Origin of the sequence: Streptomyces sp. NRRL S-244 (genome assembly GCF_000717915.1) — a bacterium.
Classification (GTDB): domain Bacteria; phylum Actinomycetota; class Actinomycetes; order Streptomycetales; family Streptomycetaceae; genus Streptomyces.
On the sequence record NZ_JOCX01000002.1, the window covers coordinates 311,170 to 331,851 of the forward strand.

Genomic DNA, 20,682 nt, shown 5'->3' on the forward strand with positions numbered 1-20,682 from the left:
CGAGAGAACCTTCCTTCGATACGCTGTACTTACATCCGCCACCGCGCATATGACCGTGGTGCTGCCCAGAGGGCCTTCGGGTGTCGTACGTTCTCCAGTACATTCGCAGCGAGCCAGCGAAGATCTCGTCTCGCACAGTCACAAGGAGTGTCATCGGACGATGGCCGGTCCAGCGTTCCGCGCCGCCGCCGTACGGGTGCGCGTCCCCGCCAGCAGTGCCAACCTCGGCCCGGGCTTCGACGCCCTCGGCCTGGCCCTGGGGCTCTACGACGACGTCGTCGTCCGGGTGGCCGACTCCGGCCTGAACATCGACATCGCGGGCGAGGGCGCCGACACCCTCCCGCGGGACGAGAGCCACCTGCTCGTACGCTCCATGCGCACCGCCTTCGACCTGCTGGGCGGGCAGCCGCGCGGCCTCGAGGTCGTCTGCGCCAACCGCATCCCGCACGGCCGCGGCCTCGGGTCCTCCTCCGCCGCCATCTGCGCCGGCATCGTCGCCGCCCGCGCCGTGACCATAGGCGGAGAAGCCAAGCTCGACGACGCGGCCCTGCTCGAACTGGCCACCGAGATCGAGGGCCATCCCGACAACGTCGCCGCCTGTCTCCTCGGCGGATTCACCCTCGCCTGGATGGACGGCGGCAGCGCCAAGGCGATCCGTATGGAGCCCGCCGAGTCCATCGTTCCGGTGGTGTTCGTCCCCTCCAAGCCGGTCCTGACGGAGACCGCGCGCGGCTTGCTGCCGCGCAACGTCCCGCACGTGGACGCGGCCGTCAACGCGGGTCGCGCGGCCCTGCTCGTCGAAGCCCTGACCAGGCGTCCCGAGTTGCTGCTGCCGGCCACCGAAGACCGGCTCCACCAGGAGTACCGGTCCCCGGCGATGCCCGAGAGCGTGGCACTCGTCAACCGGCTGCGGGCGGACGGCATCCCCGCGGTCATCTCCGGCGCGGGCCCCACGGTCCTCGCGCTGGTCGACAACGGCGCGGCCGACAAGGTCGCGCAGCTCGCGGGCGAAGGGTGGGCGGCGAACCGGCTCGCCCTCGACGCCGCGGGCGCCAGCGTCCTGCCGCTCGGAACGCAGGGCGGCTAGGCCGTAGGGGCAGACCCGCCGGGGGCGGGCGGCCAGGGCAGGCCGCCCGCGCTGTAGGCGCGATTGCCGGTGATTGAGAGGGGGAATATCTGTTGGATCCGGTAGTGTTAGTCTCAAGTGCGCAGCCGAAGCCGCCATGGCTCGGTGCTCAGTGTCCCCATCCGGGACCACCTTTCTTCCGGGAGCCTCCCCGACTGCTTTGATCGCATCCAGCAGTTTCGAGCACGCTCCGGAATCGGCGTGACATTCCCACGCTTCCAGCTCGGGGGCTTCTCGCCGGAACCACCCACGCACGTTTCTTTCCGCCGTTCTTCTTTCGGCGGACCACCGCCCCGGCACGGTCTTACACCTAGGACCGTTGTCGGACAGCACAACCGGTCGCCGAGCCAGACAGGCCGACGTCCGCTCCAGGGAAGGACCCTTCGTGAGCGACACCACCGATCTGATGGGCGCTGCCGACACCACTGTCGACACCAGTGCCCCCGCCGCGGGCACCGCCCCCAAGCGTCGCCGCTCCGGCACCGGCCTCGAGGGCATGGTCCTGGCCGAGCTCCAGCAGGTCGCGTCGGGCCTCGGCATCAGGGGCACCGCGCGGATGCGCAAGAGCCAGCTGATCGAGGTCATCAAGGAGGCGCAGGCGGGAAGCAGTGCCCCCAAGGCCGCGGCTCCCGCCGCCGACGCCGCCGAGGCCAAGCCGAAGCGCCGCGCCACCAGCAAGGCCCGTACGGGTGAGGCCGCCGCCGAGGCGCCCGCCGAGAAGCCTGCCGCGCAGGCGCAGATCGAGATCCCGGGTCAGCCGGCCTCCGACGACGCCCCGGCCGGCGAGCGCCGCCGCCGTCGGGCCACGGCCCCCTCCGGCAGCCCGGAGACCGCGGCCCCCGCCGCCGTGCAGGTCGAGGCGAAGACCGAGACCGCCACCACCACCGCGACCGCTCCGGCCGAGGTCAAGGCCGAGGCCGCCACCGCCGTCTCCGCGCCCGCCCAGGAGGGCGAGGGCCGCGGCCGCCGTGACCGCCGCGACCGTGGTGACCGCACCGAGCGCGAGGGCGGCCGCCGTGACCGCCGCGACCGCGGAGCCAAGGCCGACGACCAGGGCCAGGGCGCCCAGGGTCAGGGCCAGGCCCAGGCCGGCCAGGGTCAGGGCGGCGGCCAGGGTGGCCAGGGTCAGGGTCAGGGCGGCGGCCGTGCCGACCGCCAGGACCGCCAGCAGCAGGGCGGCCGCCAGGACCGCCAGCAGCAGCAGGGCCGTCAGGACCGCCAGGGCCCCCAGGGCAACGGCCCCGAGGACGACTTCGACGACGAGGGCGGCCGTCGTGGCCGTCGCGGCCGCTACCGCGACCGCCGTGGCCGTCGTGGCCGCGACGAGTTCGCGCCGAACGAGCCGCAGGTCGCCGACGACGACGTCCTGATCCCCGTCGCGGGCATCCTGGACATCCTCGACAACTACGCGTTCATCCGGACCTCGGGCTACCTGCCCGGCCCCAACGACGTGTACGTCTCCCTCGCCCAGGTCCGCAAGGCGGGTCTGCGCAAGGGCGACCACACCACCGGTGCCGTGCGCCAGCCCAAGGACGGCGAGCGCCGCGAGAAGTTCAACGCCCTCGTGCGTCTGGACTCGGTGAACGGCATGGCGCCCGAATCCGGCCGCGGCCGCCCGGAGTTCCAGAAGCTGACCCCGCTGTACCCCCAGGACCGGCTCCGTCTGGAGACCGACCCGGGCGTGCTGACGACCCGCATCATCGACCTCGTGTCGCCGATCGGCAAGGGCCAGCGAGGCCTGATCGTGGCCCCGCCGAAGACCGGCAAGACCATGATCATGCAGGCGATCGCCAACGCGATCACCACCAACAACCCCGAGTGCCACCTGATGGTCGTCCTGGTCGACGAGCGTCCGGAAGAGGTCACCGACATGCAGCGGTCGGTCAAGGGCGAGGTCATCTCCTCGACCTTCGACCGCCCGGCCGAGGACCACACCACCGTCGCCGAGCTGGCCATCGAGCGCGCCAAGCGCCTCGTCGAGCTGGGTCACGACGTGGTCGTCCTGCTGGACTCCATCACCCGTCTGGGCCGCGCGTACAACCTCGCGGCGCCCGCCTCCGGCCGCATCCTGTCCGGTGGTGTCGACTCGACCGCGCTGTACCCGCCGAAGCGCTTCTTCGGTGCCGCGCGCAACATCGAGGACGGCGGCTCGCTGACCATCCTGGCCACCGCGCTGGTCGACACCGGCTCGCGCATGGACGAGGTGATCTTCGAGGAGTTCAAGGGCACCGGCAACATGGAGCTCAAGCTCGACCGGAAGCTCGCCGACAAGCGCATCTTCCCGGCCGTCGACGTCGACCCGTCGGGCACCCGCAAGGAGGAGATCCTCCTCAACAGCGAGGAGCTCGCCATCGTCTGGAAGCTGCGCCGGGTGCTGCACGCGCTCGACTCGCAGCAGGCCATCGAGCTGCTCCTCGACAAGATGAAGCAGACGAAGTCGAACGCCGAGTTCCTGATGCAGATCGCCAAGACGACCCCGTCGGGCAAGAACGACGACTGATCCGCAGATCCGCGGATCCGCCGCCGTACCCCGCATCACCGGACCGCCCCCACCGCAGCCGCGGCGGGGGCGGTCCGCGTTTTCCACGCCTTTCCATGCCTTTTCCCGCCTCTCCGTACGTATCCGCAGGTGCGAGCTTCGCCACACTCGCCGTTTCTCTGAACCTTCCGGCCGCGCGCCGCGTCCCCCTGGGAAACCGCAGGTGGGCGCGGTGCGTCCGGCGCGGCGCGGACCGTTCGTCCCGCCCCGGCCGCCGCAGGGCCCCCGTACGGGCGGCTTTCCGGCCGTGGAACCCTGGAGGACATTCGTCCGTCTGTGTCAGAGGGCAGTGCGGGAGGCCACGGGGCCGGACATCCGGCCGGGAACGTACTCAGGACTGAGGAGAGCATGAGCGAGGACAGCAGGGACGGCGGCAGGCGTGCCGCGGGCCGGCGCCGACGGAAACCGCCGAAGCGTCGCGGGGTCCTGGTCATCGCCGCGTGGAGCGCCGCAGGCGTGGTCCTGCTGGGCGGGGCGGGTCTCGGCTGGTTCTACTTCCACCTGAACGGGAACCTCAAGACGGTCGACATCGACCAGGCGCTCGGCACCGACCGCCCGCAGAACGTGGACAACGGCTCGATGGACATCCTCGTCCTCGGCTCCGACTCCCGCGGCGGCGCCAATTCCGAGTACGGGCACGACGACGGCGGCTCGGCCCGCTCCGACACGGCGATGATCGTCCACCTCTACGAGGGCCACAAGAAGGCCACGGTCGTCTCGATACCGCGCGACACCATGGTCAACCGGCCGGCCTGCACGCTGAGCAACGGCAAGACCGACCGCGGCAGCTCGCGCTCCCAGTTCAACGAGTCGTTCACCATCGGCGGGGCCGCCTGCGCGGTCAAGACCGTCGAGAAGATGTCGGGGATCCGCATGGACCACTACATCGAGGTCGACTTCACGGGCTTCAAGAAGATCATCGACAACCTCGGCGGCGTCGAGGTGACGACCAACAAGCCGATCAAGGACTACGGGAGCCACCTCGACCTCCCGGCCGGCCCCAACAAGCTCAACGGCGAGCAGGCCCTGGGCCTCGTACGGACCCGCAAGAGCGTCGGCGACGGCTCCGACCTGGGCCGAATACAGCTCCAGCAGGCGTTCATGAAGGCCCTGATCAAGCAGGTCAAGGGCATCGGCGTCTTCGACAACCCCAAGCGGCTGCTCGACCTCGCCGACACCGGCACCAAGGCGCTCACCACCGACAAGTCGCTCGGTGACGTGAAGTCCCTGATGGGCTTCGCCCAGAGCCTCCAGGGCATCGACGCCCAGGACATGAAGATGATCACCCTGCCCGTGGGCCCGGACCCGCGCGACAGCGACCGGGTCGCCCCGCTGACCAAGGAGTCCAAGATGGTCTGGGACGCCCTGCTCGCCGAGCAGCCGGTCCCCGCCGAGGCCACCGCGAACTCCATGGGCGACAAGGGCACCGCCGGCCAGATCGTGCAGTAAACCGCAAAACGCCTGGTCAAGCGCTTCCCGCAGGGGAGCGGAATAGATGTCGGACCCCCCTCGTTGAGGGAGGCGTCCTCAGAATTTTGACAGGCAGCCCGGTCCTGGCAGACTGGTCTGTCGGCCCCGGTTCACGCAGTGCGCAATTCGGCTCCTGCGACCCGGCGCCCTCCCGAATCTAGGAGACACCTTGAAGCGCGATGTTCACCCCGAGTACGTCGAGACCCAGGTCAGCTGCACCTGTGGCGCGTCGTTCACCACCCGTAGCACCCTGACCGAAGGCACCATCCGTGCCGAGGTCTGCTCCGAGTGCCACCCGTTCTACACGGGCAAGCAGAAGATCCTCGACACCGGTGGCCGCGTCGCCCGCTTCGAGGCCCGCTTCGGCAAGGCTGCCGGCTCGAAGTAGCGAGCCCCCGGCGCCGGACCCCGGCTGCACCCTGTCCACACGGGGGCAGCCGGACCGGCGCCTTTGTCGTCCCGCAGCCCTTTTTCGTACTTTTCACTTCAGGAGCCCCCGATGTTCGAGGCGGTCGAGGAACTGGTCGGCGAGCACGCCGATCTTGAGAAGAAGCTCGCCGACCCTTCGGTCCACTCGGATCAGGCCAACGCGCGCAAGCTCAACAAGCGCTACGCGGAGCTGACCCCGATCGTCGCGACCTTCCGTGCCTGGAAGCAGTCCGCCGAGGACATCGAGACGGCGAAGGAGTTCGCGGCCGACGACCCGGACTTCGCGGCCGAGGTGAAGGAGCTCACCGCGCACCGCGAGGAGCTCACCGAGAAGCTGCGCCTGCTGCTGGTCCCGCGCGACCCCAGCGACGACAAGGACGTGCTCCTCGAGGTCAAGGCGGGCGCGGGCGGCGACGAGTCCGCCCTGTTCGCCGGCGACCTGCTGCGCATGTACCTGCGCTACGCCGAGCGCGTGGGCTGGAAGACCGAGATCATCGACGCCACCGAGTCCGAGCTCGGCGGCTACAAGGACGTCCAGGTCTCCGTCCGCACCAAGGGCGGCAACGGCGCCACCGAGCCCGGCCAGGGCGTGTGGGCCCGCCTGAAATACGAGGGCGGCGTGCACCGCGTCCAGCGCGTTCCGGCCACCGAGTCCCAGGGCCGCATCCACACCTCCGCCGCCGGCGTGCTCGTCACCCCGGAGGCCGAGGAGGTCGAGGTCGAGATCAACCCGAACGACCTCCGCATCGACGTGTACCGCTCGTCGGGCCCCGGCGGCCAGTCCGTCAACACCACCGACTCGGCCGTGCGCATCACGCACGTCCCGACCGGTGTGGTCGCCTCCTGCCAGAACGAGAAGAGCCAGCTCCAGAACAAGGAGCAGGCGATGCGCATCCTGCGGTCGCGCCTGCTGGCCGCGGCCCAGGAGGCCGCCGAGCAGGAGGCCTCCGACGTACGCCGCAGCCAGGTGCGCTCCGTGGACCGCTCCGAGAAGATCCGTACGTACAACTTCCCGGAAAACCGGATCTCGGACCACCGGACGGGCTTCAAGGCGTACAACTTGGACCAGGTGCTCGACGGTGACCTCGATCCGATGATCCAGGCCTGCGTCGACGCGGACTCGGCCGCCAAGCTGGCGTCCGCGCACTGATCCGCGCCTGACCGCACCACCCCGCTCGACACCGCACCACCCCGCTCGACCCGCTTCACCGTGTACGCCCCGCACCACCCCCGTACGACAGCAGCCCGGAGGACCAGCGTGAACTTGCTGCTTGCCGAGGTGGCCCAGGCCACCCAGCGGCTGGCCGCCGCCGGCGTGCCCTCACCGCGCTTCGACGCGGAGGAGCTCGCGGCCTTCGTGCACGGCGTCAAGCGGGGGGAACTGCACCACGTCAAGGACGCGGACTTCGACGCCCGCTACTGGGAGGCCGTCGCCCGCCGCGAGGCGCGCGAGCCGCTCCAGCACATCACCGGCCGCGCCTTCTTCCGGTACCTGGAGCTCCAGGTCGGGCCCGGGGTCTTCGTGCCCCGGCCCGAGACCGAGTCGGTCGTGGACTGGGCCATACACGCCGTCCGGGCGATGGACGTCGTCGAGCCGCTGATCGTGGACCTGTGCACCGGCTCCGGCGCCATCGCGCTGGCCATGGCCCAGGAGGTGCCGCGCTCGCGCGTGCACGCGGTCGAGCTGTCCGAGGACGCCCTGCGGTGGACCCGCAAGAACGCCGAGGGATCGCGGGTCACCGTCCACCAGGGCGACGCGCTGAGCGCCCTGCCCGAGCTGGACGGCCAGGTCGACCTGGTGATCTCGAACCCGCCGTACATCCCGCTCACAGAGTGGGAGTACGTGGCCCCCGAGGCCCGGGACCACGACCCCGAGATGGCCCTGTTCTCCGGCGAGGACGGCCTCGACACCATCCGCGGCATCGAGCGCACCGCGCACCGGCTGCTGCGCCCCGGCGGCATCGTCGTCATCGAGCACGCCGACACCCAGGGCGGCCAGGTCCCGTGGATCTTCGCCGAAGAGCGGGGCTGGGCCGATGCCGCCGACCACCCCGACCTGAACAACCGCCCGCGCTTCGCCACCGCCCGCAAGGCCATGCCGTGACGGGCGCGACCCACCCCTCCACCCCCCTGCTGCACGAGGAGTCCCGCTGATGGCCCGGCGATACGACTGCAACGACGCGACGGACCGCAAGACGGGTCTGCGTGAAGCCGCATCCGCCGTGCGCCGCGGCGAGCTTGTCGTGCTGCCCACCGACACCCTGTACGGGATCGGCGCGGACGCCTTCAGCGCGGAGGCGGTCGGCGACCTGCTCGCCGCCAAGGGGCGCGGCCGCAACATGCCGACCCCCGTGCTCATCGGCTCCCCGAACACCCTGCACGGGCTCGTCACGGACTTCTCCGAGCAGGCCTGGGAGCTCGTCGACGCCTTCTGGCCGGGCGCGCTGACGCTCGTCGCCAAGCACCAGCCCTCGTTGGCCTGGGACTTGGGGGAGACCCGCGGGACCGTGGCCGTACGGATGCCCCTGCACCCCGTCGCGATCGAGCTGCTGACCGAGGTCGGTCCGATGGCCGTGTCCTCGGCGAACCTGACCGGGCACCCGGCGCCGGAGGACTGCGACGCGGCGCGCGAGATGCTGGGCGACTCCGTGTCCGTGTACCTGGACGGCGGTCCGACCCCGGGGATCCAGCCGTCGTCGATCGTCGACGTCACCGGGAAGGTTCCCGTCCTGCTGCGCGAGGGGGCGCTGACCGCCGAGCAGCTGCGGGAGGTCGTACCCGACCTCGAGGTGGCCCCGTGAGCCCTGAGGGGCGTGGCATAGCAAGCGGGCACACCTCCGGCGGCAGCCACGGCTGGGGGGACCCCCACCCGGCGGGCGCCGGCGGGGACACGTTCCGCATCCTCCACGTCAGCACCGGCAACGTGTGCCGCTCGCCGATCACCGAGCGGCTGACCCGGCATGCGCTGGCGCACCGGCTGGGCGGCATCCCGGTCGGCGACCTGATCGTGGAGAGCGCGGGGACGTGGGGCCACGAGGGGGCCCCGATGGAGGCCAACGCGGCGGCCGTGCTCGCGGACTTCGGAGCGGACGCGTCCGGGTTCACCGGGCGGGAGCTGCTGGACGAGCACGTCATACGGGCGGACCTGGTGCTCACCGCCACCCGGGACCACCGGGCGCAGGTCATCTCGATGGGGCATTCGGCGGGACTGCGCACGTTCACGCTGAAGGAGTTCACGCGGCTGGTGCGGGCCATAGACCCGGCCACGCTGCCGCCGCTGGACGACGGGGTCGCGGAGCGGGCCCGGGCGCTGGTGCGGGCCGCGGCCGCGCTGCGGGGCTGGCTGCTGGCGCCGTCGCCCGACGCGGACGAGGTGTACGACCCGTACGGGGCGCCGATCACCTTCTTCCGCTCGATCGGCGACGAGATCAACCAGGCCCTCGACCCGGTGGTCACGGCCCTGACGGGCGTCACGGCTTCCCGCTGACGGCGGCCGGCCGGAGGCCGGCGCAGCGCCGCGAAGCCTGAGAGGCCCCCTGGGGCCGAGCAGTGCGAGAGGCGCGATCGAGAAGGGGCCAACCAGGCCCTGGACCCGGTGGTCACGGCCCTGACGGGCGTCACGGCTTCCCGCTGACCCCTGCGGGTGGCCGGGCCGGGCCCTGAGGGGCTGAAACGGGCTCGAAACGGGCAGAGAGGGCCCGGGCGACCTAGAGTGGGCGTATCCGGGACCGCCACTGGGAGTCGCGCCATGAGCGTCATCACCCCGCCCTCCGACCTGCTGCGGCAGCAGGATCCGCAGATGGCCGACGTGCTCGCGGGGGAGGCGCAGCGGCAGGCCGTCGCGCTCCAGCTGAGCGCCGCCGAGAACTTCGCCTCGCCCGCCGTACTGGCGGCACTCGGCTCGGCGCTCGCCAACAAGTACGCCGAGGGCTATCCGGGCCACCGCTACCACGGCGGCTGCGAGTACGCCGACCTCGCCGAGGGGCTGGCCGTCGAGCGGGCCCGGGCGCTGTTCGGGGTGGAGCACGCCAACGTACAGCCGCATTCCGGCTCCGCCGCCGTGCTGGCCGCGTACGCCGCGCTGCTGCGGCCCGGGGACACCGTCCTCGCGATGGGGCTCGCGTACGGCGGCCACCTCACCCACGGTTCACCCGCCAACTTCTCCGGCCGCTGGTTCGACTTCGTCGGGTACGGGGTCGACGCCGAGACCGGCCTGATCGACTACCAGCAGGTGCAGGGCCTGGCCCGGATGCACCGGCCCAAGGCCATCGTCTGCGGCTCGATCTCCTACCCTCGCCACCCCGAGTACTCCGTGTTCCGGGAGATCGCCGACGAGGTCGGGGCGTACCTCATCGCGGACGCCGCCCACCCGATCGGGCTCGTCGCCGGCGGAGCCGCGCCCAGCCCCGTCCCGTACGCCGACATCGTCTGCGCGACGACGCACAAGGTGCTGCGCGGCCCGCGCGGCGGGATGGTCCTGTGCGGGGCCGAGTTCGCCGAGCGGATCGACCGGGCGGTCTTCCCGTTCACCCAGGGCGGCGCCCAGATGCACACCATCGCCGCCAAGGCCGTGGCCTTCGGCGAGGCCGCGGCGCCGGCGTTCACCACGTACGCCCATCGGGTGGTGGCCAACGCGCGGGTGCTGGCCGATGGACTCGCGGCCCACGGGTTCGCGGTGACGACGGGCGGCACCGACACCCACCTGATCACCGCCGACCCGGCGCCGCTCGGCGTGGACGGTCCGACCGCGCGCGGCCGGCTCGCCGCCGCCGGGATCGTGCTGGACACCTGCGCCCTCCCGTACGGGGACCAGCGCGGGATCCGGCTCGGTACGGCCGCGGTCACCACCCAGGGCATGCGGGAGCCCGAGATGGCCCGGATCGCCGCGCTGTTTACCGCCGCACTGCGCGGGGAAGGCGCGAGAATCCGCACGGAAGTGGCCGAGCTGACGCGCGGATTTCCCCCGTATGGGGCGTAAGCAGGACAAGCGGGGCGTACCGCAACCGGGATAGCGCCCCCTCGCGTCCTCGGTGAGGGGTACATCGCAGCTAATGTGTGGGGCTGAGATGGCCGGCGATACATCTGGGGCAGCCCGTGCGTGAATATCTGCTGACGCTTTGCGTCACGGTCGCGGTGACCTACCTGCTGACCGGGCCCGTGCGGAAGTTCGCGATCGCGGCCGGTGCGATGCCGGAGATCCGCGCCCGCGACGTGCACCGCGAGCCCACTCCGCGGCTCGGCGGCATCGCCATGTTCGGCGGACTGTGCGCGGGGCTGCTGGTCGCGGACCACCTGCGCAACCTCAACGGCGTCTTCGAGCTGTCGAACGAGCCGCGGGCGCTGCTCTCCGGAGCCGCCCTGATCTGGCTGATCGGCGTGCTCGACGACAAGTTCGAGATCGACGCCCTGATCAAGCTGGGCGCGCAGATGATCGCCGCCGGTGTGATGGTCATGCAGGGCCTGACCATCCTGTGGATCCCCGTCCCGGGCATCGGGACGGTCGCGCTGACCCAGTGGCAGGGCAACCTGCTCACCGTGGCCCTCGTCGTGATCACCATCAACGCGGTGAACTTCGTGGACGGGCTCGACGGCCTGGCGGCCGGCATGGTCTGCATCGCCGCCGCCGCGTTCTTCCTCTACTCGTACCGGATCTGGTTCGGGTACGGGATCGAGGCGGCCGCGCCCGCGACCCTGTTCGCGGCGATCCTGATGGGCATGTGCCTCGGCTTCCTGCCGCACAACATGCACCCGGCCCGGATCTTCATGGGCGATTCCGGATCGATGCTCATCGGTCTGGTGCTGGCCGCCGCCGCGATCTCGATCACCGGGCAGGTGGACCCGGACACCATGGCCCTGTTCGTCGGCGGTGAGCGCAACACGGTGCACGCGATGATCCCGGTCTTCATTCCGCTTCTGCTCCCGCTGACGATCATCGCGATCCCGATGGCGGACCTGGTCCTGGCCATCGTGCGGCGTACGTGGAAGGGCCAGTCGCCCTTTGCGGCCGACCGCGGGCACCTGCACCACCGGCTGCTGGAGCTCGGGCACTCGCACAGCCGCGCGGTGCTGATCATGTACTTCTGGTCGGGACTGATCGCGTTCGGCGCGGTGGCGTACTCGGTGCACTCCGCCTCGATGTGGATCGTGCTCGCCATCGTCGCGCTGAGCGGGCTGGGCCTCGTCCTGCTGCTCCTGCCGCGCTTCACCCCGCGCGCCCCGCGCTGGGCCGAGGGTCTGGTCCCGCCGCGCTACCGGCACCGCGAGCGCGCCGCCGAGGCGGCCGCGCTCGATGCCTCGGGACGGGAGCCGGAGCCCGCCGGGCCGATCCGGGTCGGCGTCTCGGGCGTCAACGGAGCGACCGCGGTAGGCCCCCGTTCGCGCTTCCCCGACCGGCGTAAGGCCGAGTCGGCGCGCTGACGCCCGCGGTACATGTCGGACATGAACCGCCTTTACCACACACAACGACGGCTTGTCGCGCACACACGGGCGGGTTAGCTCTCATGTGTGACAGTCAGCACACTCCGCAGGTAAAGCTCTCATCAAATAGTTTGTGATACCGTTCACTAAACCCGGCGACAGAGCCGAAGGACCGTAGTGCGACGGCCCATCGGCCCGAGGTTCGATCTCGGACCGGGCTTACGCTCGTCCCGTACGAGTTCCCGTACGAGTCCGTGCCCCCACCACCACGCGGAGCAAACCGCCATGCGGTCAGATGACGTCCGATCCCTCCTGCACGCCGCTGTACCCACGGCTGTCGCCGGCGCTCTCGCCGCCGTCATCAGTGCCGTGGTGGCAGGCGGCGAAGGAGCCCTTGGCGCCGTCATTGCCACGCTGGTCGTGATGCTGTTCATGGGCATCGGATTCGTCGTTCTGCAACGCACCGCGAAATCGCTGCCGCACCTGTTCCAGGCCATGGGGCTGATGCTCTACACGGCCCAGATCCTGCTGCTCTTCGTCTTTCTCGCCGTGTTCAAGAACACGACGCTGTTCAACCCCAAGGCCTTCGCGATCACGCTCGTCGCCACCACCCTCGTGTGGATCGGCGCACAGACGCGTGCTCATATGAAGGCCAAGATCCTCTACGTCGAACCGGACTCGACGAAGGGCGACAAGCCCGAAAATTCGGGGCCGAAGTCGTGAGGGGTAGGGCCGGAATAAGGGCGCGTTCGAGATGCTGCTATCGTCCGGTGCCAACTGCGGCATTGCGGGCGCGGGCATCTGAGCTGACGCCTGTTCCATCGCGAGGCTCGATGCCTGATCGCCGCCCCCACACCCGTAACACCAGTCCAGTGCCGAACAGCGGCTGTGCGCCGCGCCGACACAACGAGGTTGCCGTACCTATGCGCCACGCTGAAGGAGCCCGCGGTGAGTGCTGACCTGACGCAGGTGCTCGCTTTCGAGACCGACTGTCACATCTTCGACGGATGTGGCTTCCCCGGTCCGGGCCTGCACTCGTTCCTCTTCGAGCCGCTGTGGGGCGAACCCGGCCTGACCAGTGTGTACTTCAACAAGCCGATGCTGCTGGCCCTCCTGGGCTCGCTGATCATCGTCGGCTTCTTCTGGGCCGCCTTCCGCAAGCCGAAGGTCGTCCCGGGCAAGCTCCAGATGGTCGCCGAGACCGGCTACGACTTCGTGCGCCGCGGCATCGTCTACGAGACGCTGGGCAAGAAGGAGGGCGAGAAGTACGTCCCCTTCATGGTGTCGCTGTTCTTCTTCGTCTGGGTCCTGAACGTCTGGTCGATCGTTCCCCTGGCCCAGTTCCCGGTGACCGCGATCATCGCGTACCCGGCGATCCTCGCGGCGATCGTCTACTTCATCTGGATGTCGGTGACGTTCAAGCGTCACGGCTTCGTCGGCGGACTCAAGAACCTGACGGGCTACGACAAGTCGCTCGGCGGGGTCCTCCCGCTCGTCATGGTCATCGAGTTCTTCTCGAACGTCCTGGTGCGCCCGTTCACCCACGCGGTCCGACTGTTCGCGAACATGTTCGCCGGTCACACCCTGCTGCTGCTGTTCACCATCGCCAGCTGGTACCTGCTGAACGGGATCGGGATCGCCTACGCGGGCGTCTCTTTCATCATGGTCATCGTGATGACGGCCTTCGAGCTCTTCATCCAGGCTGTCCAGGCCTACGTCTTCGTGCTGCTGGCCTGCAGCTTCATCCAGGGCGCACTCGCCGAGCACCACTGAGTCCGGCCCTCCCCCAAACCCCCTGTCGTCCGGTGGCCAACCCCCACCGGTCCGTGAAAGAGAAGGAAGAACTGGCATGTCCCAGATCCTCGCTGCCGCCGATGGCGTCACCGGCTCCCTCAGCTCCGTTGGTTACGGTCTCGCGGCCATCGGCCCGGGTGTCGGCGTCGGCATCATCTTCGGTAACGGCACGCAGGCTCTCGCCCGTCAGCCCGAGGCTGCCGGTCTGATCCGCGCCAACCAGATCCTCGGCTTCGCCTTCTGTGAGGCGCTCGCCCTCATCGGTCTGGTCATGCCGTTCGTCTACAGCTGACGAACCGCGACCACTAGTCCGATTAGACGAAAGGCACTGATGTGAACCTCCTGGTTCTCGCGGCAGAGACGGAAAATCCGCTCTTCCCGCCGATCCCCGAGCTCGTCATCGGTCTGATCGCCTTCGTCATCGTCTTCGGTGTCCTCGCGAAGAAGCTCCTCCCGAACATCAACAAGGTTCTGGACGAGCGTCGCGAGCAGATCGAGGGCGGTATCGAGAAGGCTGAGGCCGCTCAGACCGAGGCCCAGAGCGTGCTGGAGCAGTACAAGGCCCAGCTCGCCGAAGCCCGGCACGAGGCCGCGCGCCTGCGCCAGGAAGCGCTGGAGCAGGGCACTGCGCTCAAGGAAGAACTGCGCGCAGAGGGCCAGCGGCAGCGTGAGGAGATCATCGCTGCCGGCCACGCCCAGATCGAGGCCGACCGCAAGGCCGCCTCTCAGGCGCTGCGCCAGGACGTGGGCAAGCTCGCCACCGACCTGGCCGGCAAGCTCGTCGGCGAGTCCCTCGAGGACGCCGCCCGGCAGAGCCGCACGATCGACCGCTTCCTCAGCGAGCTCGAGGAGAAGGCCGAGGCGGCCCGATGAACGGAGCGAGCCGCGAGGCGCTGGCCTCCGCGCGCGAGCGTCTCGACGCGCTGACGGACAACACGTCCGTCGACGCGGCGAAGCTCGCCGGCGAGCTGGCAGCCGTCACCGCGCTGCTCGACCGTGAGGTCTCGCTGCGTCGGGTCATCACGGACCCGGCGCAGTCCGGCGAGGCCAAGGCCGAGCTGGTCGGCCGTCTGCTGTCCGGCCAGGTGGGCGGGGAAACCCTCGACCTGGTGTCCGGCATGGCGCGCTCCCGCTGGTCGCAGTCCCGCGACCTGGTGGACGCGCTGGAGGAGCTGGCGGCCACCGCCGACCTCACGGCGGCCCAGCAGACCGGCGCGCTCGACAACGTCGAGGACGAGGTCTTCCGCTTCGGCCGGATCGTCGCCTCGAGCACCGAGCTGCGTTCCGCGCTGACCGACCGCGCGGCCACCGCCTCCGCCAAGAGCGGGCTGCTGCGCAGCCTGCTCGGTGGCAAGGCGAACGCCGTCACGGAGCGCCTGGTCATCCGTCTCGTCACGCACCCGCGTGGACGTAGCCTGGAAGCGGGACTCGAGTCCCTCTCCAAGCTCGCCGCCGAGCGCCGTGACCGCATGGTCGCCACCGTGACCAGCGCGGTTCCGCTCAGCGACGTGCAGAAGGCGCGTCTCGGCGCGGTGCTGGCGAAGCTGTACGGCCGCCAGATGCACCTGAACCTCGACGTGGACCCCGAGGTCCTCGGCGGGATCTCGGTGCGTGTCGGCGACGAGGTCATCGACGGCACCATCGCGGACCGCCTCTCCGAGGCGTCCCGCCGCATGGCCGGCTGACCTCAGCCACCAATAGAACAACGCATTTCCAGCGGCCCGGTTGGGCCGTGCAGAACTTGCAGAAGATTCCTGGGGGTCGCCCCCAGACCCCTAAGAAGCTTCAGGCCCAACAAGGAGAGCAGGGAACCCAGATGGCGGAGCTCACGATCCGGCCGGAGGAGATCCGGGACGCACTGGAGAACTTTGTCCAGTCGTACCAGCCGGACGCGGCCTCGCGCGAGGAGGTCGGAACGGTCAGCGTTGCCGGCGACGGCATCGCGAAGGTGGAGGGCCTGCCCTCCGCCATGGCGAACGAGCTGCTGAAGTTCGAGGACGGCACCCTCGGTCTCGCCCTCAACCTCGAGGAGCGCGAGATCGGTGCGGTCGTCCTCGGCGAGTTCAGCGGTATCGAGGAGGGCCAGCCGGTGCAGCGCACCGGTGAGGTGCTCTCCGTCGGCGTCGGCGAGGGCTACCTCGGCCGCGTCGTCGACCCGCTCGGCAACCCGATCGACGGTCTCGGCGAGATCGCGACCGAAGGCCGTCGCGCCCTCGAGCTGCAGGCCCCGGGCGTCATGGTCCGCAAGTCGGTGCACGAGCCGATGCAGACCGGCTACAAGGCCATCGACGCGATGGTGCCGGTCGGCCGTGGCCAGCGTCAGCTGATCATCGGCGACCGTCAGACCGGCAAGACCGCTCTGGCCGTCGACACGATCATCAACCAGCGCGACAACTGGCGCTCTGGCGACGTGAACAAGCAGGTCCGCTGCATCTACGTCGCCATCGGCCAGAAGGGCTCGACCATCGCGTCCGTTCGCGGCGCCCTGGAAGACGCCGGCGCGCTCGAGTACACGACGATCGTCGCCGCCCCGGCGTCCGACCCGGCCGGCTTCAAGTACCTGGCGCCGTACACCGGTTCCGCCATCGGCCAGCACTGGATGTACGCCGGCAAGCACGTCCTGATCATCTTCGACGACCTGTCGAAGCAGGCCGACGCCTACCGCGCCGTGTCGCTGCTGCTGCGCCGCCCGCCGGGCCGTGAGGCCTACCCGGGTGACGTCTTCTACCTGCACTCCCGTCTGCTGGAGCGCTGCGCGAAGCTCTCCGACGACATGGGTGCCGGTTCGATGACCGGTCTGCCGATCGTCGAGACCAAGGCGAACGACGTGTCGGCGTTCATCCCGACCAACGTCATCTCCATCACCGACGGCCAGTGCTTCCTGGAGTCCGACCTGTTCAACGCGGGCCAGCGCCCGGCGCTGAACGTCGGTATCTCGGTCTCCCGCGTCGGTGGCTCGGCCCAGCACAAGGCCATGAAGCAGGTTTCCGGCCGTCTGCGCCTGGACCTCGCCCAGTACCGCGAGCTGGAGGCGTTCGCCGCCTTCGGTTCCGACCTGGACGCCGCTTCGAAGGCCTCGCTGGAGCGCGGCAAGCGCCTGGTCGAGCTGCTGAAGCAGGGCCAGTACCAGCCGATGCCGGTCGAGGAGCAGGTCGTCTCCGTCTGGGCCGGCACCACCGGCAAGATGGACGACGTCCCGGTCGCCGACATCCGTCGCTTCGAGTCGGAGCTGCTGGAGCACCTGCGCCGCGAGCGCAAGGACCTCCTCACCTCCATCGCCGACGGCGGCAAGATGTCGGACGACACGCTGACGTCGATCGCTGACGCCATCGCTTCCTTCAAGCGCCAGTTCGAGACCTCGGACGGCAAGCTCCTGGGCGAGGACGCACCGGCCGTCAACGTCTCCAAGTGACGACGGAAGGGACCTGACTCATGGGAGCGCAGCTCCGGGTCTACAAGCGTCGCATCCGTGCCATCACGGCGACCAAGAAGATCACCAAGGCGATGGAGATGATCGCCGCCTCGCGCATCGTCAAGGCGCAGCGCAAGGTGGCGGCGTCGATGCCGTACGCGACCGAGCTCACCCGTGCGGTGACCGCGGTGGCGACCGGTTCGAACACCAAGCACGCCCTGACCACCGAGGTCGAGGCGCCGACCCGTGCCGCGATCGTGCTCATCACGAGCGACCGCGGTCTGGCCGGCGGCTACTCCTCGAACGCCATCAAGCAGGCGGAGCGGCTCACCGAGCGGCTGCGCGCTGAGGGCAAGGACGTCGACACCTACATCGTCGGCCGTAAGGGTCTGGCCTACTACGGCTTCCGCGAGCGCAAGGTCGCGGATTCGTGGACCGGCTTCACCGACAGCCCGGCCTACGCCGACGCCAAGCGCGTCGCCGGGCCGCTGATCGAGGCCATCCAGACGGAGACGGCCGAGGGTGGCGTCGACGAGCTGCACATCGTCTACACGGAATTCGTGTCGATGATGACGCAGAACCCGGTCGACGGCCGGATGCTGCCGCTCAGCCTCGACCAGGCTCCGGAGGAGGACGGTGCGAAGGGCGAGATCCTTCCGCTGTTCGACTTCGAGCCGTCGGCGGAGGACGTCCTCGACGCCCTGCTGCCGCGCTACGTCGAGAGCCGTATCTACAACGCACTGCTGCAGTCGGCCGCTTCCGAGCACGCCGCCCGCCGCCGTGCGATGAAGGCGGCGACCGACAACGCCGGAGACCTCATCAAGAGCCTCTCCCGGCTTGCCAACGCGGCCCGCCAGGCCGAAATCACCCAGGAAATCAGCGAGATCGTCGGTGGCGCGAGCGCCATGGCTGACGCGACCGCGGGGAGTGACAAGTAATGACGACCACTGTTGAGACGGCCGCCGCCACGGGCCGCGTCGCCCGGGTCATCGGCCCGGTCGTCGACGTGGAGTTCCCCGTCGACGCCATGCCCGAGATCTACAACGCCCTCAAGGTCCAGGTCTCCGACCCGGCCGAGGACGGCGCGCTCAAGACCCTGACCCTCGAGGTCGCGCAGCACCTGGGTGACGGCCTCGTCCGTACCATCTCGATGCAGCCGACCGACGGTCTGGTCCGCCAGGCCCCGGTGACCGACACGGGCGAGGGCATCACCGTCCCCGTCGGTGACTTCACCAAGGGCAAGGTGTTCAACACCCTCGGTGAGGTGCTGAACTACCCCGAGGCGAACGCCGAGATCACCGAGCGCTGGCCGATCCACCGCAAGGCCCCTCGCTTCGACGAGCTCGAGTCGAAGACCGAGATGTTCGAGACCGGCGTCAAGGTCATCGACCTTCTCACCCCGTACGTCAAGGGTGGAAAGATCGGTCTGTTCGGTGGTGCCGGTGTCGGCAAGACCGTTCTGATCCAGGAAATGATCTACCGCGTCGCCAACAACCACGACGGTGTGTCGGTCTTCGCGGGCGTCGGTGAGCGTACCCGTGAGGGCAACGACCTCATCGAGGAAATGGCCGACTCGGGCGTCATCGACAAGACGGCGCTCGTCTTCGGCCAGATGGACGAGCCCCCGGGCACCCGTCTTCGCGTCGCGCTCGCCGGTCTGACCATGGCGGAGTACTTCCGCGATGTGCAGAAGCAGGACGTGCTCTTCTTCATCGACAACATCTTCCGTTACACCCAGGCCGGTTCGGAGGTGTCGACCCTTCTGGGCCGCATGCCGTCCGCCGTGGGTTACCAGCCGAACCTGGCTGACGAGATGGGTCTGCTGCAGGAGCGCATCACCTCGACCCGCGGTCACTCGATCACCTCGATGCAGGCGATCTACGTCCCCGCGGACGACCTGACCGACCCGGCGCCGGCCACCACCTTCGCCCACCTCGACGCGACGACGGTTCTCTCCCGTCCGATCTCCGAGAAGGGCATCTACCCGGCCGTGGACCCGCTGGACTCGACGTCCCGCATCCTCGACCCGCGGTACATCGCGGCGGACCACTACGCCACCGCGATGCGCGTCAAGGGGATCCTGCAGAAGTACAAGGACCTCCAGGACATCATCGCGATCCTCGGTATCGACGAGCTGGGCGAGGAGGACAAGCTCGTTGTCCACCGTGCCCGTCGTGTCGAGCGCTTCCTGTCGCAGAACACCCACGTCGCCAAGCAGTTCACCGGCGTGGACGGTTCGGACGTTCCGCTCGACGAGTCGATCACCGCGTTCAACGCGATCTGCGACGGTGACTACGACCACTTCCCCGAGCAGGCGTTCTTCCTGTGCGGTGGCATCGAGGACCTGAAGGCCAACGCCAAGGAGCTGGGCGTCTCCTGATCCGGCGCGCTCCTCGCGGAGCGCTTCCGGTTCGCAGGTTTCGCGGAGAGGGGCGGGTGTGTCCCGTCCCTCTCCCCACGCCCATTAGAATTTGACCCAACACCCGGCCGACCCGCCGGGTGGTGACCCGAGGAGCCACCTTGGCTGCTGAGCTGCACGTCGAGCTGGTCGCGGCGGACCGCAATGTCTGGTCCGGCGAGGCCACCCTTGTTGTCGCCCGCACCACGTCCGGCGACATCGGCGTCATGCCCGGTCACCAGCCGCTTCTCGGTGTGCTGGAATCGGGCCCGGTGACCATCCGCACCAGCGAGGGCAACACTGTCGTCGCCGCGGTGCACGGCGGTTTCATCTCGTTCGCGGACAACAAGCTGTCCCTGCTGGCCGAGATCGCCGAGCTCGCTGACGAGATTGACGTCCAGCGTGCGGAGCGGGCACTGGAGCGCGCGAAGTCGGAGGCCGATGCGGCCGCCGAGCGTCGCGCCGATGTCCGGCTGCGCGCGGTCACGGGGCACTGAGCCCCGTACCGAACAGGTTTGAGACCTCAGCCGCGGTCCGGTCTGGAATTTTCCAGACCGGGTCGCGGCTGAGGCGATGCAGGTCGTTTTTCGTTTGAGGTATTCGATGAGCGAGGAGGTCGGTGAAGATGCTCCTCGCTCTGCTTGTGAGCGGCCTGGTCGTAGCCCTGGTGGTGATCGGGCTGTTTGTCTTCGGGCTGCGCCGCAGACTGATCCAGCGTTCCGGCGGCACCTTCGACTGCAGCCTGCGCTGGGGCGTGTCCGAGGAACCCGACATCTCCGGCAAGGGCTGGGTGTACGGGGTCGCCCGCTACAGCGGTGACCGCATCGAGTGGTTCCGCGTCTTCTCGTACTCGCCGCGGCCGCGCCGGCTGCTGGAGCGCTCGTCCATCGAGGTGGTCGCCCGCCGCGCCCCCGAGGGCGAGGAGGAGCTGGCGCTGCTGTCCGACGCCGTCGTGCTCGGCTGTCTCCACCGCGGGACCCGCCTGGAGCTGGCGATGAGCGAGGACGCGCTGACGGGTTTCCTGGCCTGGCTGGAGGCGGCGCCTCCCGGCCAGAGGGTGAACGTCGCGTAGGACGCGTTGTCCGGATACGAAGAAG

20 protein-coding genes are annotated in these 20,682 nt (G+C 69.6%); all 20 read left to right on the top strand.

Annotation, left to right across the window (positions count from 1 at the left end; all coding sequences use genetic code 11):
• Window positions 1-160: 160 nt before the first annotated feature.
• The 20 genes from thrB to IF02_RS0103830 all read left to right on the top strand — a co-directional run bounded on the left by thrB (window position 161) and on the right by IF02_RS0103830 (window position 20,657).
• Entirely contained in the window at window positions 161-1,087 is a 927-nt protein-coding gene (gene thrB, locus IF02_RS0103735) for a homoserine kinase (RefSeq protein WP_030153762.1), read from the top strand.
• A gap of 424 nt (window positions 1,088-1,511) precedes the next feature.
• Window positions 1,512-3,626 carry a transcription termination factor Rho gene (rho, locus tag IF02_RS0103740; protein ID WP_030153763.1) on the top strand — a complete coding sequence of 705 codons (2,115 nt, stop codon included), beginning with the start codon at window positions 1,512-1,514 and terminating at the stop codon, window positions 3,624-3,626.
• A 387-nt stretch (window positions 3,627-4,013) separates the two neighbouring features.
• A complete protein-coding gene (locus tag IF02_RS0103745) occupies window positions 4,014-5,114 on the top strand; it encodes an LCP family protein (protein ID WP_030153764.1) in 1,101 nt (366 codons plus the stop codon).
• Between the two features lie 190 nt (window positions 5,115-5,304).
• The gene (gene rpmE / locus IF02_RS0103750; protein ID WP_030153765.1) at window positions 5,305-5,523 is read left to right on the top strand and encodes a 50S ribosomal protein L31; all 219 of its coding nucleotides are present in this window, start codon (window positions 5,305-5,307) and stop codon (window positions 5,521-5,523) included.
• A gap of 111 nt (window positions 5,524-5,634) precedes the next feature.
• Complete coding sequence (prfA, locus tag IF02_RS0103755) at window positions 5,635-6,714, top strand: peptide chain release factor 1 (RefSeq protein ID WP_030153767.1); 1,080 nt, start codon at window positions 5,635-5,637, stop codon at window positions 6,712-6,714.
• A gap of 108 nt (window positions 6,715-6,822) precedes the next feature.
• A complete protein-coding gene (gene prmC, locus IF02_RS0103760; protein WP_030153768.1) occupies window positions 6,823-7,668 on the top strand; it encodes a peptide chain release factor N(5)-glutamine methyltransferase in 846 nt (281 codons plus the stop codon).
• Window positions 7,669-7,717: 49 nt separating this feature from the next.
• Entirely contained in the window at window positions 7,718-8,365 is a 648-nt protein-coding gene (locus IF02_RS0103765; RefSeq protein ID WP_030153769.1) for an L-threonylcarbamoyladenylate synthase, read from the top strand.
• Complete coding sequence (locus IF02_RS0103770) at window positions 8,362-9,051, top strand: low molecular weight phosphatase family protein (RefSeq protein ID WP_030153770.1); 690 nt, start codon at window positions 8,362-8,364, stop codon at window positions 9,049-9,051. The genes IF02_RS0103765 and IF02_RS0103770 overlap by 4 nt, the downstream gene beginning before the upstream one ends.
• 261 nt (window positions 9,052-9,312) lie before the next feature.
• A complete protein-coding gene (gene glyA / locus IF02_RS0103775) occupies window positions 9,313-10,542 on the top strand; it encodes a serine hydroxymethyltransferase (protein WP_030153771.1) in 1,230 nt (409 codons plus the stop codon).
• A 116-nt stretch (window positions 10,543-10,658) separates the two neighbouring features.
• A complete protein-coding gene (locus IF02_RS0103780; RefSeq protein ID WP_030153773.1) occupies window positions 10,659-11,981 on the top strand; it encodes an MraY family glycosyltransferase in 1,323 nt (440 codons plus the stop codon).
• Between the two features lie 285 nt (window positions 11,982-12,266).
• Window positions 12,267-12,704 (top strand): hypothetical protein, encoded by a 438-nt coding sequence (locus IF02_RS0103785; protein WP_030153774.1) that lies wholly within the window; start codon window positions 12,267-12,269, stop codon window positions 12,702-12,704.
• 225 nt (window positions 12,705-12,929) lie between these two features.
• Window positions 12,930-13,754: a F0F1 ATP synthase subunit A gene (gene atpB / locus IF02_RS0103790; protein ID WP_030153775.1), complete on the top strand. Its 825-nt coding sequence runs from the start codon at window positions 12,930-12,932 to the stop codon at window positions 13,752-13,754.
• Window positions 13,755-13,830: 76 nt separating this feature from the next.
• Window positions 13,831-14,067: an ATP synthase subunit C gene (locus IF02_RS0103795; RefSeq protein WP_030153776.1), complete on the top strand. Its 237-nt coding sequence runs from the start codon at window positions 13,831-13,833 to the stop codon at window positions 14,065-14,067.
• A 41-nt stretch (window positions 14,068-14,108) separates the two neighbouring features.
• Window positions 14,109-14,648: a F0F1 ATP synthase subunit B gene (locus IF02_RS0103800; RefSeq protein ID WP_030153778.1), complete on the top strand. Its 540-nt coding sequence runs from the start codon at window positions 14,109-14,111 to the stop codon at window positions 14,646-14,648.
• Window positions 14,645-15,460, top strand: coding sequence for a F0F1 ATP synthase subunit delta (locus IF02_RS0103805; protein ID WP_030153779.1), 816 nt, complete (start codon window positions 14,645-14,647; stop codon window positions 15,458-15,460). The genes IF02_RS0103800 and IF02_RS0103805 overlap by 4 nt, the downstream gene beginning before the upstream one ends.
• Window positions 15,461-15,591: 131 nt before the next feature.
• Window positions 15,592-17,187, top strand: coding sequence for a F0F1 ATP synthase subunit alpha (gene atpA, locus IF02_RS0103810; RefSeq protein WP_030153780.1), 1,596 nt, complete (start codon window positions 15,592-15,594; stop codon window positions 17,185-17,187).
• Window positions 17,188-17,207: 20 nt separating this feature from the next.
• Window positions 17,208-18,125 (top strand): F0F1 ATP synthase subunit gamma, encoded by a 918-nt coding sequence (locus IF02_RS0103815; protein ID WP_030153781.1) that lies wholly within the window; start codon window positions 17,208-17,210, stop codon window positions 18,123-18,125.
• Window positions 18,125-19,567: a F0F1 ATP synthase subunit beta gene (gene atpD / locus IF02_RS0103820; RefSeq protein WP_030153783.1), complete on the top strand. Its 1,443-nt coding sequence runs from the start codon at window positions 18,125-18,127 to the stop codon at window positions 19,565-19,567. The genes IF02_RS0103815 and atpD overlap by 1 nt, the downstream gene beginning before the upstream one ends.
• A 140-nt stretch (window positions 19,568-19,707) precedes the next feature.
• Entirely contained in the window at window positions 19,708-20,082 is a 375-nt protein-coding gene (locus IF02_RS0103825) for a F0F1 ATP synthase subunit epsilon (protein ID WP_008738187.1), read from the top strand.
• A gap of 128 nt (window positions 20,083-20,210) precedes the next feature.
• The gene (locus IF02_RS0103830; RefSeq protein WP_030153784.1) at window positions 20,211-20,657 is read left to right on the top strand and encodes a DUF2550 domain-containing protein; all 447 of its coding nucleotides are present in this window, start codon (window positions 20,211-20,213) and stop codon (window positions 20,655-20,657) included.
• Window positions 20,658-20,682 lie beyond the last annotated feature (25 nt).

Excerpts from the sequence above, each read along its gene's own strand:
- thrB (WP_030153762.1), top strand. The coding sequence starts at position 161 with ATGGCCGGTCCAGCGTTCCGCGCCGCCGCCGTACGGGTGCGCGTCCCC.
- IF02_RS0103745 (WP_030153764.1), top strand. The coding sequence starts at position 4,014 with ATGAGCGAGGACAGCAGGGACGGCGGCAGGCGTGCCGCGGGCCGGCGC.
- prfA (WP_030153767.1), top strand. The coding sequence starts at position 5,635 with ATGTTCGAGGCGGTCGAGGAACTGGTCGGCGAGCACGCCGATCTTGAG.
- IF02_RS0103765 (WP_030153769.1), top strand. The coding sequence starts at position 7,718 with ATGGCCCGGCGATACGACTGCAACGACGCGACGGACCGCAAGACGGGT.
- glyA (WP_030153771.1), top strand. The coding sequence starts at position 9,313 with ATGAGCGTCATCACCCCGCCCTCCGACCTGCTGCGGCAGCAGGATCCG.
- IF02_RS0103785 (WP_030153774.1), top strand. The coding sequence starts at position 12,267 with ATGCGGTCAGATGACGTCCGATCCCTCCTGCACGCCGCTGTACCCACG.
- IF02_RS0103795 (WP_030153776.1), top strand. The coding sequence starts at position 13,831 with ATGTCCCAGATCCTCGCTGCCGCCGATGGCGTCACCGGCTCCCTCAGC.
- IF02_RS0103805 (WP_030153779.1), top strand. The coding sequence starts at position 14,645 with ATGAACGGAGCGAGCCGCGAGGCGCTGGCCTCCGCGCGCGAGCGTCTC.
- atpA (WP_030153780.1), top strand. The coding sequence starts at position 15,592 with ATGGCGGAGCTCACGATCCGGCCGGAGGAGATCCGGGACGCACTGGAG.
- IF02_RS0103815 (WP_030153781.1), top strand. The coding sequence starts at position 17,208 with ATGGGAGCGCAGCTCCGGGTCTACAAGCGTCGCATCCGTGCCATCACG.
- atpD (WP_030153783.1), top strand. The coding sequence starts at position 18,125 with ATGACGACCACTGTTGAGACGGCCGCCGCCACGGGCCGCGTCGCCCGG.
- IF02_RS0103830 (WP_030153784.1), top strand. The coding sequence starts at position 20,211 with ATGCTCCTCGCTCTGCTTGTGAGCGGCCTGGTCGTAGCCCTGGTGGTG.